At 74.0% G+C, this 15,825-nt stretch carries 11 protein-coding genes; 3 read left to right on the forward strand and 8 right to left on the reverse strand.

From position 1 onward, the window contains the following. Nucleotides 1-281 precede the first annotated feature (281 nt). Complete coding sequence (locus ABD954_RS08055; protein ID WP_046910811.1) at nucleotides 282-512, forward strand: DUF7455 domain-containing protein; 231 nt, start codon at nucleotides 282-284, stop codon at nucleotides 510-512. A gap of 126 nt (nucleotides 513-638) precedes the next feature. On the opposite strand, the gene ABD954_RS08060 is transcribed toward ABD954_RS08055, so the two are convergent. The 7 genes from ABD954_RS08060 to ABD954_RS08090 all read right to left on the reverse strand — a co-directional run bounded on the left by ABD954_RS08060 (nucleotide 639) and on the right by ABD954_RS08090 (nucleotide 11,830). After that, nucleotides 639-1,457: a serine protease gene (locus ABD954_RS08060; RefSeq protein ID WP_345485105.1), complete on the reverse strand. Its 819-nt coding sequence runs from the start codon at nucleotides 1,455-1,457 to the stop codon at nucleotides 639-641. 142 nt (nucleotides 1,458-1,599) lie between these two features. Further along, nucleotides 1,600-3,150, reverse strand: a complete 1,551-nt coding sequence (locus ABD954_RS08065; RefSeq protein ID WP_345492031.1) for an RNA polymerase sigma factor — start codon at nucleotides 3,148-3,150, stop codon at nucleotides 1,600-1,602. Nucleotides 3,151-3,570: 420 nt separating this feature from the next. After that, nucleotides 3,571-4,455 (reverse strand): FadR/GntR family transcriptional regulator, encoded by an 885-nt coding sequence (locus ABD954_RS08070; RefSeq protein ID WP_345485106.1) that lies wholly within the window; start codon nucleotides 4,453-4,455, stop codon nucleotides 3,571-3,573. A gap of 160 nt (nucleotides 4,456-4,615) precedes the next feature. Continuing rightward, nucleotides 4,616-6,493, reverse strand: coding sequence for an ABC transporter ATP-binding protein (locus ABD954_RS08075; RefSeq protein WP_345485107.1), 1,878 nt, complete (start codon nucleotides 6,491-6,493; stop codon nucleotides 4,616-4,618). A gap of 120 nt (nucleotides 6,494-6,613) precedes the next feature. Further along, entirely contained in the window at nucleotides 6,614-7,384 is a 771-nt protein-coding gene (locus ABD954_RS08080; RefSeq protein ID WP_345485109.1) for an NUDIX hydrolase, read from the reverse strand. Nucleotides 7,385-7,524: 140 nt separating this feature from the next. Beyond that, a complete protein-coding gene (locus ABD954_RS08085; protein WP_345485110.1) occupies nucleotides 7,525-9,579 on the reverse strand; it encodes a glycogen debranching N-terminal domain-containing protein in 2,055 nt (684 codons plus the stop codon). Between the two features lie 688 nt (nucleotides 9,580-10,267). Beyond that, a complete protein-coding gene (locus tag ABD954_RS08090; protein ID WP_345485111.1) occupies nucleotides 10,268-11,830 on the reverse strand; it encodes a DUF4192 domain-containing protein in 1,563 nt (520 codons plus the stop codon). Nucleotides 11,831-11,965: 135 nt separating this feature from the next. Between ABD954_RS08090 and ABD954_RS08095 the strand changes: the two genes are divergently transcribed. Both ABD954_RS08095 and ABD954_RS08100 read left to right on the forward strand, forming a co-directional pair. Next, the gene (locus ABD954_RS08095) at nucleotides 11,966-14,149 is read left to right on the forward strand and encodes a RecQ family ATP-dependent DNA helicase (RefSeq protein ID WP_345485112.1); all 2,184 of its coding nucleotides are present in this window, start codon (nucleotides 11,966-11,968) and stop codon (nucleotides 14,147-14,149) included. A gap of 216 nt (nucleotides 14,150-14,365) precedes the next feature. Beyond that, entirely contained in the window at nucleotides 14,366-14,992 is a 627-nt protein-coding gene (locus tag ABD954_RS08100) for a hypothetical protein (protein WP_345485113.1), read from the forward strand. Nucleotides 14,993-15,164: 172 nt separating this feature from the next. Here the strand turns inward: ABD954_RS08100 and ABD954_RS08105 are convergent, their stop codons facing one another. Beyond that, nucleotides 15,165-15,791, reverse strand: coding sequence for a hypothetical protein (locus ABD954_RS08105; RefSeq protein WP_345485114.1), 627 nt, complete (start codon nucleotides 15,789-15,791; stop codon nucleotides 15,165-15,167). Nucleotides 15,792-15,825 lie beyond the last annotated feature (34 nt).

Below are 15,825 nucleotides of genomic sequence, written 5' to 3' on the forward strand. Positions count from 1 at the left end.
CCCTCGATAGGGTGACGTGAACATCACGTTCCCTTCGAGGCATGAACCATTTAGGGTTCGGGCACGTCCTGATGAACAACCGGCAACCCGCCGGAGGGACTCAACCACACACAGCAATGCGAAACCCGTAGAGCGAAGCAATACGGCTCATTCGCCGCCAACCGGCAGCAGACAGCCACCTTGGGAAAAAGTTTCGAGGAAAAGCCACGAGCGGGAACGTTTTCGGCCTGGTTGGATGTTGACCCTGGTACGACAGCTCGTCGAGCTAGAGAAGAGGCGACGTGACTACTGTTCTGACCCCCGCGAGCCCCCTGACGGCCGCTGACCGCTGCGACCGCTGCGGCGCCCAGGCGTACCTGCGTGTCGTCCTGACCAGCGGTGGTGACTTGCTCTTCTGCGCCCACCACGGGCGCAAGTTCGAGCCGGAACTCAAGAAGATCGCCGCAGAGATACAGGATGAGACGGACCGGCTCACCGACGTGCCGGCCCGAACCATGGGAGACGAGCACTGACGCCTCGCGTCCACGACGAGCCAGGGGCCGGCTCCTGACGACCGGCCGACGGGCGGCCACTCCCCGCGAGGGGGTGGCCGCCCGTTCTCATACGGTGACGAGGGCCGGCCCGGGAGTGACCGGCTTTCAGGAACGGCGTGGCAGCAGCTCGGAGACCCGGGTGTAGACCCCGGGGTTCTCCGCCTGCCCGCAGCCGCTCCCCCAGGACACCAGGCCGATGAGCTTGCCCTGGGCCACCAGAGGCCCTCCGCTGTCGCCCTGGCAGGCGTCCTTGCCGCCGTCGGGGTCGCCCGCGCACAGCATGGTGTCGCCGCGGTAGGCGGCGCCGAGGCCGCTCGGGTACGCCCGCTCACAGGCCGCGTCGGGCAGCACCTGCACCGGCGCCGAGCGCAGCGACATCGCGTACGTCCCGCGGCCGCTCGTGTCGCCCCAGCCGTACACCTTCGCCGGTGTCCCGGGGGTGGTGGCGGCGTCGCCTGGCGCGGCCACCGGGATCACGGAGGAGGCCGGCAGCGGCTTCTCCAGCGTGAGCACCGCCAGGTCCCGCGAGTTGGTCGCGGGGTCGTAACGGGGATCGACCCAGGTGTCGGCGATCCGGACCTCCTGGCCGCCCTGCCCGCGCAGCGAGGTGCGTCCGGCGATCACCCTGAGGTCGGGGAGCTGCCACGGCTCTCCGCCGAGGACGTCGCGGCCCAGGCAGTGGGCGGCGGTGAGGACCTTCGTGGGGGCCACGAGGGCCCCGCCGCAGAACTGACCGGCCCGCGTACCCCCGAACCGGTCACGGCTGGACAGCGCCACCACCCAGGGCGCCTCGGAGATCCGGGTCGGCTGTCCGCCGACGACGACGCTGTCGGCGGACGCGGGAGCCGCGGCGGTGAGCGGTGCCGCCGCCGCGGCGATCAGGCCCAGGGAACCGGTCAATGCTCGGGCGATGGGACGACGCATGAAGCCTCCTGACTCTCCGGTGATGTCGGTTCACCCAGCGTCGTCCAGACGGACGTTCCCTGCACCCGCGCACGCGCCGAAGGGCCCGGCTCCCCCACGGGGAACCGGGCCCTTCGTTCGTCGTACGCGTCCCTCGGCCGGATCAGTCGAGGTAGTCGCGCAGCACCTGCGAGCGCGACGGGTGGCGCAGCTTCGACATCGTCTTCGACTCGATCTGCCGGATGCGCTCACGCGTCACGCCGTAGACCTTGCCGATCTCGTCGAGGGTCTTGGGCTGACCGTCGGTGAGACCGAAGCGCATGGAGACGACGCCGGCCTCGCGCTCGGAGAGGGTGTCGAGGACCGAGTGCAGCTGCTCCTGCAGGAGCGTGAAGCTGACCGCGTCGGCCGGGACGACCGCCTCGGAGTCCTCGATGAGGTCACCGAACTCGCTGTCGCCGTCCTCGCCCAGCGGGGTGTGCAGGGAGATCGGCTCGCGGCCGTACTTCTGGACCTCGATGACCTTCTCCGGGGTCATGTCGAGCTCCTTGGCCAGCTCCTCCGGGGTGGGCTCGCGGCCCAGGTCCTGGAGCATCTGGCGCTGCACACGCGCGAGCTTGTTGATGACCTCGACCATGTGCACCGGGATGCGGATGGTGCGGGCCTGGTCGGCCATGGCGCGGGTGATCGCCTGACGGATCCACCAGGTGGCGTACGTGGAGAACTTGTAGCCCTTGGTGTAGTCGAACTTCTCGACGGCGCGGATCAGACCGAGGTTGCCCTCCTGGATCAGGTCCAGGAAGAGCATGCCGCGGCCGGTGTAGCGCTTGGCCAGGGAGACCACGAGGCGGAGGTTGGCCTCCAGGAGGTGGTTCTTGGCGCGGCGGCCGTCCTCGGCGATGATCTCCAGCTCGCGCTTGAGCTTGGGCGCCAGTTTGTCGGAGTTCGCCAGCTTGTCCTCGGCGAACAGACCGGCCTCGATGCGCTTGGCGAGCTCGACCTCCTGCTCGGCGTTGAGCAGCGGGACCTTGCCGATCTGCTTGAGGTAGTCCTTCACCGGGTCCGCGGTGGCACCGGCGACGGCGACCTGCTGGGCCGGCGCGTCGTCCTCGTCCTCGTCGGACAGGACAAAGCCCTTGTTCTCGCCCTCGGCCTCTTCGTCGTCGCCCTTGCCGGGCGCGACGTCCTCGAGCAGCTCCTCGCCCTCGAGCAGCTCGTCCTCGTCCTTCTTGGACGTGGTCTTCTTGGCCGCCGTCTTCTTGGCGGTGGCCTTCTTCGCCACCGTCTTCTTGGCGGCGGTCTTCTTGGCGGCGGCCGCCTTCTTGGCCGGGGCTCCGGCCTCGTCGGCCGGGTCCGCGCTCTCGGCCGCCGGGGCCGCGGAGGCGCCCGAGACGGACTTCGTCACGGTCGTCCTGGCGGTGACGGTCTTGGTGGCGGTGCGCTTGGCCGGGCTCTTCGCTGCGACGCTCTTGCGGGCGCGCTTCGGCGACTCCGCTGCACTGACCATCAGCGTCACACCCTCTTCCTCGAGGATCTGATTGAGGCTGCGCAGAACATTCTTCCACTGGGTTGGCGGAATCTGGTCAGCCTCGAAGGCCCGACGCACGTCATCGCCGGCGATCTGCCCATCAGCCTTTCCCCGCTCGATGAGCGCCATCACAGACTCGGACTCGGCGATCTCCGGCGGGAGCGTACGGGATGTGCTGGCCGACACGAACAACCTCTCGGAACGATGGAAACGGCTTCCGGCCCCGCCCGGGATCGGGCCGGAGCCGACGACCGTCGGCCGGGAATGTGCCGACGGCGCGGGCTGGACCGGGGAACTGCACAGCGCCACGAGCGGCTGCTGTATTCCTTCCTCGGCTGTCACCTCTTAGGTCATCGCGCGGCTTCGAGGAGTGTTACGCCCAATCCGCGTGGCCCGAGTCACACCTCATTTGCGACGATCCGCCATCAAACATACGGAACGCGACACGATCACGGCGTCTCGCGGCGTCCCGGCCCCGCTTCCGCGCGCCCCGGCGCGTGCCGCCAGACCCTGGCGCCCCCGGGGACGGGTTCCGCCCCCGGGCTCCGCTCGGATCCGGCGGCACGCGGTGCGGGCCTCACGGTGCTCCTGCCCACGGCCGGCGGATCAATGCTCGCGGGGTGCCGGCACGACACGCTCCACCTCGGGGTGGACGGTCAGCAGCTGGCGCATGGCCGTCTCGGCGCCCAGTGCGTCCCCGGCGGCGAGGGCGTCGACGATCCGGGCGTGGTGGGCGAGGCAGCTCTCGCCGGGGCGGTCACAGGCGGTGGCGGGCGCCCCGGAGACCTGGAGGGCGGCGCCGACGATGCCGGAGAGGTGCTCCAGCATGCGGTTGCCGGCGAGCTGGATGAGCAGGGCGTGGAACTCGGTGTCGGCGCGGGAGAAGGTGATGCCGTCGCCCTGCGCGTACGCGTGGCCCATGATCTCGACCATGTCGGAGAGGCGCTGCTGGACGTCCTCGCGGCCGTGGCCCGCGGCCAGTCGCGCGGCGAGGGGTTCGATGGTCCAGCGGAGTTCGCTGAGCTCGCGGCGCTGGTCGTCGCGCTGTGGCCCGAAGGCGCGCCATTCGATGATGTCGGGGTCGAGCAGGTTCCAGTCGCTGACGGGACGGACTCGGGTGCCGACGTTGGGGCGGGCACTGACCAGGCCCTTGGCCTCGAGCACGCGCAGCGACTCGCGGACGACGGTGCGGGAGACCTCGAAGCGCTGGCCGATCTCCTCGGGAACGAGGGGCCGGTCGGCGCCGAGGTCACCGGAGACGATCATCTGGCCGAGCTGCTGGACGAGCTGTCCGTGCAGTCCGCGGCCGCGGCTGCCGGCGGTCCTGCGGCCGACCCGGCCGAGGTCTTCCGTGGCCTCCCAGGCGGGCGGGCCCACGCGGTCGGCCCCTGGCGTCTCCGCGTAGGGGTAGCGGTCGAGGTCGCCCGGCGCGCCGAGGCCGGACTCGACGGGGCGGGCGGGGGTCATCATCGTGTGCGCAAGGGTACTCACGCATCCTTTGTCGGCGTGGCTCTCACCCCCCTTGAGGTCTTTGGTGAAAAGCACACGAAAGGGTGATCGGCACTCGCTACACAATTGACGATTAATCGGACATAGCGCACATCCTTCAAGGGAGTTGCCGCCCATGCGGAAACTTCCGGTCGGAAGGCGATCACCAACGCGCTCTGCTGTGACGGCCGGTGAACACATAGGCACAGAGCAGGACCGTCAACGTCAGGGTCAGAGCCACTCCCACGGGCTGCCCGAGCACGCGCAGCGCACCCATCAGCCACCGGTCGGCGGCCGACGACCATTCAAAGCCGACGAACTCGCGCAACCGCGCGGGCAGTCCGGCGACCGACCGCCGGGGCGCGCCGGCGAGCAGGCGCTGGAGCGGCGGGGCGAAGACCACCGGTACGGCCAGCACCGCCGCGACGCCCGCGGCCGCGGCCCGGAAGACGCCCGCACCGAGCACTCCGGCCCAGGCGCAGCCGATCACCAGACCGCACCAATTCGCACAGAGGGCAGGCCAGTTGCGAGGTACGGGGATCAACTCGCCGCCGTAGACGAGGCGCAGCGCCTCCAGGTCTGCCACGACCACGAGCACCGCGAGGGCCGCTCCGACGGCGGCCGCGACGGCGAGCTTGGCGAGGAGGAGGCCCAGCCGGCGTGGTACGGCGCCGCGCCCGGTGGTGAGAGCCGGGTAGCGGTACTCCTCGCCGAACGAGAAGGCGCCGAGCAGCCCCGCCCCCAGCGCGGCGGGCGGCAGCGGGGAGATGCCCGGCCATCCCGCCAGGACGGCCGGCACCGGGGTGCGCCCGCCGCGCGCGAGCAGCACGGCCAGGGCGACGGACACCAGCACCACCCCGGCGACGACGAGCGGCGTGGAGGGGACGCCGAGCAGGCGGCGGATCTCGTACCGCAGCGGACGCAGCGGGGAACGGTACGGGGCGCGGTGCGCCCGGCGCCCGGCCGGCGGAGCGGGCACGGCCGCCGGGGCGGGGGCGGTCGCCGGGGTGAGGGCGGTCGCGGGGGTGAGGGCGGTCGCGGGGGTGCCGTGGGCTGCGGTCTCGGCGGCGGGGGCCGCTGTCGAGGAGGGCGGGGCGGCAGGGGGTACGGCGGTGGGGGGCGGGCCCGCGGGGGGCTGGGGCGTGGCACGCCGGATGTCGGAGGACGGGCGGGTGTCACCGGTCTCGTCGGCGAGGCGGTGGAGGAGCACGCCGTTGCGGAAGGCGGTCTCGCCGACGGTGGCGCAGTCGCTGCCGTAGACGGAGAGGCGGTTGCCTCCCTCCGTGACCACCACGACCGGACGGCGGGCGGCGCGGGACTCCTGGGTGAGGACGGCGGCGAGCCGGGCGGCGTGCGGGGTGCGGACCGCGACCCGGGGACGCAGCCGGGTGCGGGCGAACTCGGTGACATCCTGGTCGGCGGCGAGCCGGCCGCCGTCGAGGGTGACGACCCGGTCGGCGTTGCGGGCGGCGTCCTTGGGGTCGCTCGTCGTGAAGAGGACGGTGCCGCCCTCGTCGGCGTGGGTGCGCAGCAGTTCGTGGAGCCAGGCGCTCTCGCGTACGGAGAGTCCGGCGGCGGGCTCGTCGAGGAGCAGGGTGTGCGGGTCGCCCAACAGGGCTGCGGCGAGGCCCAGTCGACGGTCCATGCCGAGCGACAGGGTGCCGATGCGCTGGTCGTGCACGCCGGTCAGCCCGACGACCCGCAGCATCTCGTCGGCGCGGGTTCCGGGGACTCCGGCGGCGGCGCACAGCATGCGCAGTTGACTGCGCAGCGTGCGGGAGGGGTGGCCGGGGACGTCACCGAGCAGGACGCCGACCTCCCGGGCGGGGTTGGCGACGCGGTGCAGCGGGCGGCCCCGGAAGTAGGTGACACCACGGCCCGGTTCGAGCTGCAGCATGAGCCGCAGCGCGGTGGTCTTGCCGGCGCCGGCCGGGCCGAGCAAGGCGGTGACGGCGCCCGGCCGCGCCTCGAAGGTGAGGTCGTCCACGGCGGGAGGAAGGTCCCGGCGGGGGGTGCTGGTGAGTCCGATGGCCTGGAGCATCGCTTCTCTCGCGGGTAGGTGAGACCGCTCCGCGGCAGGGCGGCTTTCCCAGCAAGATAACGTCCCATTTAGGACTTTTGGCGCAGGATTGACGGCTCGGGGCGGGCGGGCGACCGCCCGTCAGACCTCCGGCCGGAGCATGGGCGGGTTGAGCAACGTGGCCCCACCAGCGCGGAAAAGCTGGGCGGGACGGCCGCCCTGACGGGTCGTGGTGCCGCCTGCCGGAACCAGAAAGCCGGGCGTGCCGGTCACCTTGCGGTGGAAGTTGCGCGGATCGAGGGCCACTCCCCACACCGCCTCGTAGACCCGGCGGAGCTCGCCGACCGTGAACTCCGGCGGGCAGAAGGCGGTGGCGAGCGAGGAGTACTCGATCTTGGAGCGTGCGCGCTCCACCCCGTCGGCGAGGATCCGGGCGTGGTCGAAGGCGAGCGGCACCGGCGGTTCGCCTTCCGGATCCGCCGCCCCGTCCTGCCCGAGGAGCTCCTCGACGGGTGCCCAGCGCGCACTGTTGGCGTCGCCGCCCGCCCGCGGCGCCGGCAGGTCCGGCGCGAGCGCCAGGTGCGCCACGCTGACCACCCTCATCCGCGGGTCGCGGTCGGGCGCTCCGTAGGTCGCCAGCTGCTCCAGGTGCGCCCCGTTGCCGGGCACGGGCGGCGGGGCCCCCGGGTCGTGGACGCAGAGGCCGGTCTCCTCGACCAGCTCGCGCGCGGCGGCGGCGTCGAGGTCCTCGTCGGCCCGGACGAAGCCGCCCGGCAGTGCCCAGCGCCCCTGGAACGGGGCCTCCCCCCGTTTCACGACCAGGGCGCACAGGGCATGGCGCCGCACGGTGAGCACGACCAGATCGACGGTGACGGCGAAGGGCGGAAAGGCCGACGGGTCGTAGGGAGGCATGCCCGTGATCATAGTCGTCTTCCTGACGATAAACACGCCCGCGGGAAGGATCCGGCACCACTTCTTCTCCGCTCGCCCCTCCCGGTCCTCCTGTTCTTCCGCTCGAACTCGCCGACCACCGTCGAAAGGCCCGTGGCGGGTCAGACTCCCAGCTGGAGGCCGGGCGTCGCCTCCTCGACCATGCCGAGCCCCAGCCGTCCGACGCGGGCCGCGAACGGCTCGCCGGCCACCCGGAGACCCGACAGCCGTACTTCTCCGAGCGGGGCCGAAGGCAGCGGGTGCAGGGCGACCGTGCGTCCGGGGACGTCGGGACGGATCCCGAGGACCGCGGTGAGCAGATGCACCCCGGACGCTGCGGCCACCGCGGCGGGCCGGCAGGCCGCCGGGTGCGGCACCGGGAGCGCGCCGGTCGTCCGCCGCTCCCCCGCGTACATCTCGGGGAGCCGGTGGTCGAACGCCTCGGCGGCGTCCAGAACGCCGCGCAGCAGCGACGCCGCCTCGTTCTCGTGCCCGGCCGCGGCGAGCCCGGCGACGGCGACCACCGTCTCGTGCACCCGCACCGCTCCCGACCGGTGCCCGAACGGGTTGTAGCCGGGCTCCTTCTCCCCGAGGCCGCGCAGGCCCCACCCGGAGTCGAGCGCCGGGGCGGCGAGCAGCCTGGCCAGTCGCTCGGTCTGGTCCTTGTCGAGCAGTCCGGGGGCCCGCCGGCCGGCGGCGGCGAGCCCCGTGTCGAGGAGGTGCGCGGCCCAGCCTCCGAGGTGCGGCAGCGGGCGGCCGTCGGGTGTGCGGGCGAGAACGGGCCGGCCGCCGGAGGGGTCGTCGAGCCAGAACCTCCCGCGGAACCGCTCGCGCAGTGCCCGCGCCCATTCCCGCCACGCGTCCCCGCCGGGTCTCCCGCAGGCGTCGAGCAGGTCGGCGCCGAGCAGGGCCGCACGGTGGGCGTGGGCCTGGGTCTCGGCCCGTACCGGCCCGGTGGGCCACGGATCCGGCACGAACCCGTCGGTGTCGGCGGCCCCGCGCAGCCAGTCGAGGCACCGCTCGGCGATGGGGACCAGTTCTGCCAGGTCCTGCTCGGGAAGTCCCCAGCGGCGGGCCTCGGCGAGAACGACGGGGAAGGCGAGGGTGGCCTCGACGCCGGTGCAGCGGGGCGGCAGCAGGGGGCCTGCGTCCCTGAGCGGCCCGGGGACGAGCCCCGCCTGCGGTCCCGTGCCGGCGCGTTGGGCCCGGCCGAGGGCCCGCAGGGTGGTGACGGCGAGCCGGGTGCCGAGCGGCAGGGCCATGCGGGCGGCCCAGAGCGCCTCCGCGGTGACGGGGCCGCAGCGCCAGGGGACTCCGGCCGCGAGGTGGACGTCGGCGGGGTGAGCGGGGTCGCGCTGGAGCAGCGCGCGCAGGTCGGCGACGGAGGAGCGCAGCAGCGGCCCGAGGCGCGGGTCGTCTCCTTCGGCGGCGGCGTCGGCGAGCGTGTGGCCGCCCGGCCGTCCGGCACCGGGGCCCTGCCGGCGGCGGGAGCGCTCGCTGCCGAGCCGGAGGGTGAGGGCGAAGTGATCCCCTGGGGCCAGTGCGGCCTCCCAGCGGAGGAGCCCGGCCGCCGCCAGCGCGTCGCTGGGCGGCGGGTCCGCCGCGACGGTGACGGCGGAGCCGTCCTCATGGACCCAGCGGAGCCCGGTGCCGTGGACGCTCGCGGCCAGCTCGGGCCCCGGCCGCCCGCCCGCCACCGCGCCCAGGTCCGCGAGGTCCGTGCCCAGAGCGAGCTCCACGGGGACCCGTAGTGGCCGGAGCGCGGAGCTGCGCAGGGTGATCCGCTCGGTCCCGTCGGCCTCGCGGCTGCGCTCGACGCGGAGGCCGGGGTCGGGGCCGGTGTCGCCGGGCGCGCGCAGGACAGCCAGGAAGTCGGCGCGGTCCGGGGCGGCCGGCCGGCCGTGGAGGGGGACGGGCTCACGTCCGGCCACGCGCAGGACGCATCGGGAGAGGAGCCGTCGCCCGCCGAGGAAGACGCCTTCGATTCCTGTGCCGGTGAGCTGCCCGTGGCGGGGGCTGAGGGTGAGGGCCGGGAGCGCGACGCCGACGAGGGTGTCGTGCAGGGCGGGCAGGTCGACGGGGCGGGCCGGCCCGGCTCCCGTTCCCGGTGGCGGAGGGCCGGGGTGGGAGGAGTGACCGGTGGAGGGTCCGGGGGCCTGGGCGGGGCTGGGGGCCATGACAGGTGTGCGGCGCTCTCTGTGCGGTCCGGACGGCTCGGCCGGGCCCCGGGGCGTCCACGGTGGACGCCGCTCGGGTGGTCCGGGGTTCCGGCCATGGGGCGGCACCGCTCCTGCGCGACCGCCACAGAGGTGAACGCCGCCGCGGCCCACCGGGTCACGGCCCGGCCCGCCCTCGACCGGAAGACGCGGCGCGGTTCGCCAACGAGCCTCGCGCCTGCCCGGATGCCCCGCAGCCCCCGTCCGGCGAACCACGCACCCGGCCGAAAGCCGCCCCGGACTCCTGCGGCGGACCTCGCCCGAGACCGGGTGACGCTCCTGACCCGTGCGGCAAGTCCCCCACTCGGCCGGACGGCACCCCGACCCCCTGTGCCCGGCCCCCCTGTGCCCAGACCCGTGCACGTCCGGATGAGGCCCTGCCGCCCGGCGGCACACCGCTCTCCCACCCGGGCAACACGCCGAACCCCAGCGGCAAGTCCCCCACCCGGCCGGACAGCACCCCAGGCCCGGGTGGCAGGTCCCGCGCCCCGCCGGGCTGCTCCTCGACCCCCTGCGGCGAACCCCGCCACCGACCGGACGACGCGCCGCGGTCCGGCGACACGCTTCGCTCCTGACCTGACGGCACCCCGCAGCCCGGGGACACCGGTGCCCGGCCGGGCGGTCACGCCCTTAGGGGCATGTGTACGGCTCATTCACCGCTCCTGGCTCCGCGCCGGCCGGTCCGTCGCACCACCGCGCTCCGGGGTGACCTGGGCTGCGCGTCACGGCGGGCTGTCGAGGGGGCATGGGCCGGGCCTCGGCCGGCTCCCGCGGCGCGCAGCCCGGCCTGCCGCGTCGTCCGCCGGGCGGCCTGGCGGGCCTGGCGTCGCAGTCGGTCCCGGGTCCCGCCGTCACTCGGGGCGGCCGCCTGCACCGGCTGCGGGCCGGACGGCCCGTCCTGCCGCTGGCTCCATTCCGGCACGCCGGCCCCGTCCGGCTCCCGGCCCTCCTCCGTCGGGGCCGGACCGGGCCCGGACGTGGCGGCGAGACGCGCGTCCCGCTCCTTGCGCAGGCAGTCGCGGAGGGACTCGGGATCCAGGCCCTCGTTGCACGCCTGGTGGAGCAGGCGAGCGAAGAGGTAGTCGGGGTCGGCCTCCAGGGCCAGGCCGAGGGCCACCCGGGCGGAGGGTTCGTCACCGGTGGACCAGGCGACCCAGCCGGCCAGGGTGAGGGGTGCGGCGGCGTATTCCTGGTAGGGGGCGACGCAGCGCCGGGACAGGGCTCGCCAGAGCCGCAGCGCGGGGGCCGCCTCGGGGCCTTCCATCCATTCGGCGGCCTGGTCGCGGGTGTCGCGGTCCTGCAGGCCGAGGATCACCGTGGCGGCCTCGTCGGGTGTGAGGAGCGCGTCGTCGCGGGCGTCGGCGCTCGCCGTCCCGGCCGCCGCCCCGTTCACGAGACCGGTGAGCCCGGTGAGTCCGGGCGGAACGACGCTGCGGCCGGTGGTCGCGCCTGCCACCGGGGACTCGGGCGGTGCGGCGAACCGGGCGATCAGCCGGCGGACCAGGGCGAGGGTGGTGTCACGCGTCTCCTGGCGCCCCAGACCTCCCGGCGCGCCGGCGAGGATCCTGGGCACGATGACCGCGGCGGCGTCGTTCAGGGCCGCGCGCTGCGCCGCGTCGCCTTCGGAGCCCCATGGCTTCAGCCGGGCCTCCATGTCCTTGAGACTGCCGCGCACCTGGATCCCCGCATAGGCGGCGGACGCCGCCATCACCGACGTACCGGACAGGGCGAGGGGTGTGCCGTCGGGCGGGCAGCAGCGGGCGTCGGGGCAGCAGTAGGAGAAGTACAGGCCGTCGGAAATGCAGAGGGCTTCGAGGACGGGGGTGTCGAGCGCGCCGCAGGCGGTGCGCAGGCGCTGGGCGAAGGGGCGCAGCCGCTCCATCACGCGCCGCCCGGTCTCGCCCGGTGCCGGTTCCTGGCAGAGGAAGACGACGATCGCGTCGGGGCGGTCGCCTCGGCGCGTGGAGCCTTCGACCAGGCATTCGGCCAGGTGGTCGGCGGTTGTGGACCACTCGGCCGGCGAGCTCGGGATGCCGACCCTGACGCGGCCGCCGAAGCGACCGCGCTCGCCGTGGAGCGCGACGAGGACGACGGAGTCGCTGGGATGGAAGCCGAGCATGAACGGCAGCGCGTCGGCCAGCTCGGCCGGGCCGCGCAGGGTGATCTGCTGGGTCGAGGACGGGCCGTGGGATTCGTCGTGGTTCGTGTTCATGGTCACGACGGTCCCGCGATCACGGTCGGTAGCGAAACCCCTGTGGATAACTCCCGGCCCGACCGGTCCGTGAGTTTTCCACAGGCTCGGCCCGCTCGTTCGCGCTTTGTCGGACCGATCAGGTTGCATGGGGGCATGACCAACGCAGACCGCCCCGAGGACCGCGCCGCCCTGCGCGCCGCCGCCGACGCCGTGCTCGCCCGACTCGTCTCGGACCCGACGGGGACGGCGAGACTCCGCGAGGACCAGTGGCGCGCCATCGAGGCACTGGTCGCGGACAGACGCCGGGCGCTGGTCGTGCAGCGGACCGGCTGGGGCAAGTCGGCGGTGTATTTCGTCGCGACCTCGCTGCTGCGCGAGCGCGGCGCGGGCCCGACCGTGATCGTCTCGCCCCTGCTCGCGCTGATGCGCAACCAGGTGGAGGCGGCCGCCCGCGCGGGCATCCGCGCCCGCACGATCAACTCGTCGAACACCGAGGAGTGGGACACCGTCCAGGAGGAGGTGGCGGCCGGTGAGGTCGACGTGCTGCTCGTGAGCCCCGAGCGGCTGAACAACCCCGACTTCCGCGACCAGGTGCTGCCGCGCCTCGCCGCTGCGACCGGACTGCTCGTCGTCGACGAGGCGCACTGCATCTCGGACTGGGGTCACGACTTCCGGCCCGACTACCGGCGGCTGCGGACGATGCTCGCGGAGCTGCCGGGCGGGGTGCCGGTGCTGGCGACGACGGCGACGGCCAACGCCCGGGTGACCGCGGACGTCGCCGAGCAGCTGGGGACGGGCGGGGACACGGACGCGCTGGTGCTGCGCGGCCCGCTGGACCGCGAGAGCCTGAGCCTCGGCGTGGTGCGGCTGCCGGACGCGGCGCACCGGTTGGCCTGGCTGGCCGACCACCTCGACGAGCTGCCCGGCTCGGGGATCATCTACACGCTGACGGTCGCCGCGGCCGAGGAGGTGACCGCGCATCTGCGCCAGTGCGGGCACACGGTCGCCTCGTACACGGGGCGTACGGAGAACGCCGACCGGCAGCAGGCGGAGGACGACCTGCTGGCCAACCGGGTCAAGGCGCTCGTGGCCACCTCGGCGCTCGGCATGGGCTTCGACAAGCCGGACCTGGGCTTCGTGGTCCATCTGGGTTCGCCCTCCTCCCCCATCGCCTACTACCAGCAGGTGGGCCGTGCCGGGCGCGGTGTGGAGCACGCGGAGGTGCTGCTGTTGCCGGGCAAGGAGGACGAGGCGATCTGGCAGTACTTCGCCTCGGTGGCCTTCCCTCCGGAGGAGCAGGTGCGCCGCACCCTCGACGTGTTGGCTCAGGCCGGCCGGCCGCTGTCCCTGCCCGCGCTGGAGCCGCTGGTCGAACTGCGCAGGACGCGGCTGGAGACGATGCTGAAGGTGCTCGACGTGGACGGCGCGGTGCACCGGGTGAAGGGCGGCTGGACGAGCACGGGCCGCCCGTGGGTCTACGACACCGAGCGGTACGCGTGGGTGGCCCGGCAGCGGGCGGCCGAGCAGCAGGCCATGCGGGAGTACGCGGCGACGTCGGGCTGCCGGATGGAGTTCCTGCGCCGGCAGCTGGACGACGAGGCGGCGGCTCCGTGCGGCCGCTGTGACAACTGTGCGGGCGTCAGGTTCGACGCGAAGGTGTCCGAGGCCGCGCTGGACATGGCGCGGGGCGAGCTGGGCAGGGCGGGCGTGGAGGTGGAGCCGCGCAAGATGTGGCCGACCGGACTGCCCGCCGTGGGCGTGGATCTGAAGGGTCGTATCCCGGCGGGCGAGCAGTCGTACGCGGGCCGGGCGCTGGGCCGGCTCTCGGACATCGGCTGGGGCAACCGGCTGCGTCCGCTGCTGGCCGACTCCGCGCCGGACGGGGAGGTGCCGGACGACGTGGTGCAGGCGGTGGTCAAGGTGCTGGCCGACTGGGCCAAGGGGCCGGGCGGTTGGGCCTCGGGAGCGGCCGACGCCCCGCCCCGGCCGGTCGGCGTGGTGACGGTCGCCTCGCACCGCAAGCCGCGGCTCGTGGGCTCGCTCGGCCGGCGGATCGCCGAGATCGGGCGGATGCCGCTGCTCGGATCGGTGGAGTACGCGCCGGAGGCGGAGGACCTGCGGATCTCCCGGACGAACAGCGCACAGCGCGTGCTCGGACTGCAGCGGGCGCTGGTCGTACCGCCCGATCTGGCAGAGCGTCTGGGATCGGCGGGCGGTCCCGTCCTGCTCGTGGACGATCTCTCCGACAGCGGCTGGACGTTGGCGGTGGCGGCGAGGCTGATGCGACGGGCGGGAGCCGAGGGAGTGTTTCCGCTGGTCCTCGCCGTCCAGGCGTAGAACGGGGCGTGAACAATAGGTAACTGGGCAGGGATATGAGAGGCATACCGGATCATTCCAGTCAGCGGTCTCAATTGCTCGTTGCCGCTCGACCACGGGCCAGGAAGAATTGGGAATCCGCCCCGCACGGCCCGTACGTGGTCCGGTTGGACCATGCCGTGGTGCGCCCTCACCCGACCCTGCCCGCGGAGCGGGCGCGTATCCGAAGGGAGGATCGTGACCCTCGGATTCGCTCCGTCCTCAGCCGCCTCGGGCAACTTGTCGTCCGGGTCGGCCAGCCGCCTCGCTCGGATGCTGGAACCGGCCGAGTGGGCCGCGGCGGGGATCCCGCTGCTGCGCAATCCCCGGGATGTCGTCAGCGGTCTGCACTCCCGTCACCGGCCGACGCCGTCGACGGCGGTGGTCGCCGTGCTCGACCACGAGGAACGGCTCGCGGCCAGCGCCTCCTTCTTCCGCAGGCCGGCTCCGGCGGACGGCTGGGAGTTCCGCAACGCGCTCCTCGCCCATCTGCGCCGGGTCATCCCGCACGACCTGCGGCGGCGTTCCCCCGTGCGTACGGCCGTGCTGCTCTACTGCCGTGAGGGCGACGAGCGTTGGACCGAAGAGGACGGTGCGTGGATGTGGGGCCTGCGGGACGCCTGCACCCTGCACGGCCTGCGCTGCGGTGCGTACATCACCCTGACCGCCGGCGGCTGGCAGGTGCTCGGCGAGGGGCGGGGCGGTCGCAGGCCGAGCTCCGACTCGCGCCCGACACCCCTGGGTGAGGACTCCGAACCCGACCGGCTGGCGCCGCGGATCGCGAGCGGTGCGCCCGAGCCACTGCGCCGGGCCGCCGCCCGCTGAGCGACCGGCCTCCCCGCCTCCCCCTCCCCCCTCGCCCGGACACCGGCACGTCACCGGCACCTGCACCGGCACCTGCACCGATCGGCGTCCGTCCGGCCCGATGCGGGTAGGGCGGCGCCTGGAAGGGTGTCCGCCCGGCCGCCGGACGGCGGCCGGGACGTGGACGGGCGTGTCAGACGCCTGCGCCGAGCACGGTGTTGACCCGCTGCGGGTCGCCGCAGACGATGAGGAGGGCCGTCGCCCGCCGCATCGCCTCGGGCAGCCGGCGCGCGAGGTCCTCGTCGGAGCCGCCGTTGACGGCGACGACCACCACGGGCCGGACGGCTGCCCGGGACACGGCGGCGGCGTCCGCGAAGAACACGTCCTCGCGGGTGTCCTGCTGGGCCCAGTAGGCGGCCTCACCGAAGGACAGCTCGTGCGCCGCCCACGGGTGCTGCTCGCCGGTGGTGAGCACCAGGACGTCGCCGGGGGCGCGACCGGACTCCAGGAGCAGGTCCACGGCCTCCTCGGCGGCGTCGACGGCGCCGTCGGCGGGTGCGGGGATCAGCTGGATCTGCGGCGCGGAGCGTTCGTCGGAACGATTCTCCGTGGCAACGGGCGCCGTAGCGGCAACGGGCGGGCGCGGCACCGGCGGTGCGGGCCTGGCCGGGCCGGGGCCCGGACGCCCGGGGCGCGGAGAGGCCGTGGAACGCGGGCCGGGTACGGGTCGAGGGGTCGGCGTGGGACGGCCTGCGGGCGCGGTCACGCGGGGACCCTGGGCACTCTCGTGAATCTGAGGCTCCTCGGGGATGAGAGGCATGGGTGGATGTCTATCAAACGCCGTCGCGCGGGGC

It is taken from the genome of Streptomyces roseoviridis, from assembly GCF_039535235.1.
GTDB classification, from domain to species: Bacteria; Actinomycetota; Actinomycetes; order Streptomycetales; family Streptomycetaceae; genus Streptomyces; species Streptomyces roseoviridis.